This window comes from Monashia sp. HAY1-5C, assembly GCF_056755255.1.
Genome location: NZ_JBPGXG010000234.1, coordinates 1 through 3049, shown reverse-complemented (window position 1 = coordinate 3049; position 3049 = coordinate 1). Strand labels below are relative to the sequence as shown.

Sequence of the window (3049 nt, the reverse complement as noted above, 5' to 3'; positions counted from 1 at the left end):
GGTCCACGACGGGTTCCCACGCCCCCTTTCCCACGATCTCGCCCTTGTACGTGAGCAGGCCTGCGATGCGCGGCTTCGATAGCAGCGAGCGAACTGACGTGACCGTCCACGGCCTGCCTGCCACCGCCGCCCGGTCGCCCCGCCTGCTGGACGGGTTGGCGGCCATCCACTGGGACACGGTCCGGACACCGCGCTCGTTCAGGTCGCGCACGAGGGAACTCACCGAGCGGCCCGACAGCAGCCACTCGACCATGTTGCGGATCTCATCCTGCTCGGAGGGGATCGGCGTGACCCGGTCAGGCTCCCAGCCGAAGCAGCGGATGCCGCCGCTGAACGGTCGGCCGGACTCGCGAAGTTCCTGCTGCTTCCGGCGGACTCGCCGGCTGATGGCCTTGGCCTCTTGGGCCGCGACTGCCCCCATGATGCGTGCCTGCAACTGGCCCATGTCTGACCGAAGGTCGATGTCTCCGGACACGTTGGCGAGGGCGATTCCTTTCCTCTCGACCAGGGCGATGAACTCCTCCAACTCGATAGGCCTACGGTGCAGCCGGTCCAGCGCCCACACCACCACGGCGTCGATAGACCCGGACTCCATGTCGGCGAGCAGCCGCTGGTAAGCGGGTCGGGTGACCGACCGCGTCGCTGAGACATCGTTGTCAACGTACGGGTCCCCGTCGAGCATCCATCCCGACTGCTCGATCAGGTGTTGACAGTCCTTGATCTGGCGGGCGACGCCCAACCCTTCGCCCGCCGCGTCATCGCTAATCCGGGCGTAGATCGCTGCCCGCTTCATCTCTGGCGCCTTGCGGCGTTTGTGCAGGTCACAGGCCTATTTTAGTGGTGGGTTAGTTCGATGTGAAGTTTCGGACGTTGACCTGCCAGTGGGTGCGGGTGATGTCGGGGATGACGACGTGCAGGCGGGACCCGTCGGGCAGGGTGGCGTCGACGAACGGGCTGGACAGGTCGACGCGTCGCCCGGTCGTCCGGAGCATGCGCTCGACGAGGTCACGGACGTCGTCGGCGGTCAGGATCGTCGGCGTCAGCTCGGCGACGCCACCGCGTGCCACGAAGACCTTGCTCGGCTCGTTGATCCAGATCTCCTCCACGGTCGGGTCGTCGAAGTACTGCTGGAGCGGTCCGTAGCCGGCGACGACGGCGAGGATCGAGTGGACGGCGAGACGCTGGTCCCCCAGGGCCGGCAGACCGCCGTGGAGGGAACGCTGGTCGTAGTCCTGGACGGCGTCCTCGACGAGGCGACGCACTGCGGCCGTGTCGCTGGCCGGGTCCAGGCCGGTCCGGCGGATGAGCTCGCGCACCTCACCCTCGACATGGCGCACCGCCTCGTGTGTCGACATCGTTCCCCTGACTCGTCGCGGACCCCGCCATCCTGCCGGGGCCGAGCCGTTCTGGCGCGCCCAACCTAGGGCAAAGCGCCCTGAACCGGGTCAAACGATCCACAGGCCACCCAAACGGCCCGAGACGACCGCCCCTGCGCCCGGGGGGCGCCCGCGCCCGGACACCCTAAACCGCACCCCGATCCGAGCGCTCGCGGTCTCCACAGCTGTGGGTGACGCGCAATGCCTGCCTACCGGGAGGGGTCGAATGGGCCGTGCCGCCGGGCCACGGCGGTCGCGCGGCTGCCCAGCCGCGCCCGTCCACGAGGAGGAGCCCCGTGCAGCTGCGCCTCACCGTCGTCGACCTCGACCGCCCGTCGAGGGGTCCGGTCGACGTCCTCGTCGAGGCACCGGGCGGGTCGACGCTCGCGGAGCTGCGCGGCCCGCTCGCCGCCGCGGCGGGCATCGCGCCCGCTACCGGGACCACAGGCCCCACAAGCGCTCACCCCGCCCCACGGGTGCGGGTCGAGGCCGCCGGGCGCGTCCTCGACGACACCGCCGTGGTGGGCGAGCCGCCGCTGCTGCACGGCGCCGTCCTCGGCTTGTCGTCCCCGGCGCGGCGTCCCGGCGATGCTGCCACGAGCGGCGAGGTGCCCGGCGCGCCGGGGGCCGAGGCGGCGCCCGCCGGCGCGGAGCGGGGTGCGGTGCGCCTCACCGTCGTCGGCGGGCTCGACGCGGGCCGCACCATCACCGTCGGGCGCGGTGACCACGTCGTCGGCCGGGCGGCCTCCTCGCACGTGCGCCTCGACGACCGCGGCATCTCCCGGGCCCATGCCGTGCTCACCGTGCGCAGCGACGGGATCCGCGTGCGTGACCTCGAGCCCACGAACGGCTCCACCCTCAACGGGGCCCAGCTGCCCGGCGAGGGTGCGCCGCTGTGTCCGGGCGACCTCCTGCGCATCGGCTCGACGGTGCTCGCGCTGGCCGACGGGCCGGCTCGGCGCGGGCACCACACGGTCGCCGACGGACGCATCCGGTTCCACCGCTCGCCCCGGCTGCGCGCGCCGTCCCCGCAGCGCACCGTGACCTTCCCCGAGCCGCCGCGGCGCCCGGAGCACGCGCGTGCGCCCCTCGTGGCCGCCGGCGTGCCGCTCGTGGCGTCCGTCGTCCTTGCCTGGGCCCTCTCCTCACCGACGTTGCTGCTGTTCGCGCTGCTGTCCCCCGTCCTGCTCCTCGCCCAGTGGTGGGGTGACCGACGAACCGGACGCGCGTCCTACCGGCAGCGGGTGCGCGAGCATCGTGCCGCCCTCGCCGGGGCCGAGGACCGGCTGCGACGGGCCGCCGACGACGACGAGGCCGAGCGTCGCGCTACACACCCGGGCCCGGCCCGGTTGCTCGACGTCGCCGCCGCCCGCGCCACCGAGCTGTGGTGTCGGCGTCCGGGGGACCCGGACCACCTCGTCCTGCGCCTCGGCCTGGCGGACCAACGCGCCGACGTCACGTGCGCCGGCGGGGACCGGCGACCTCCCGTGCTCGACCAGGTACCCGTGGTCCTCGACCTCGAGGCGACTCGCGTCGTCGGCCTCTCCGGGCCGGCGCGGGAGCTGCGGTCGCTCACCGCGGCGCTCATCGGACAGGCGTGCGCCTGGCACACCCCGCAGGAGCTGCGCGTGGCCGTCGTCACCGTCGGCGACCTCGCTGACTGGTCGTGGTGC

General features: G+C 73.0%; 2 protein-coding genes and 1 pseudogene. 1 reads left to right on the top strand and 2 read right to left on the bottom strand.

All coding sequences use genetic code 11. From position 1 onward, the window contains the following. Positions 1-793 (bottom strand): recombinase family protein (locus tag ACR9ZK_RS21170; protein WP_481343940.1); only part of this gene is annotated, 793 nt, incomplete at its 3' end. Positions 794-857: 64 nt separating this feature from the next. Then, positions 858-1355 (bottom strand): annotated as a pseudogene (locus ACR9ZK_RS21165) (CpaF family protein); the annotation flags it as partial. A 317-nt stretch (positions 1356-1672) separates the two neighbouring features. Between ACR9ZK_RS21165 and ACR9ZK_RS21160 the strand changes: the two are divergent. Continuing rightward, positions 1673-3049 (top strand): FHA domain-containing protein (locus tag ACR9ZK_RS21160; protein ID WP_481343939.1); only part of this gene is annotated, 1377 nt, incomplete at its 3' end.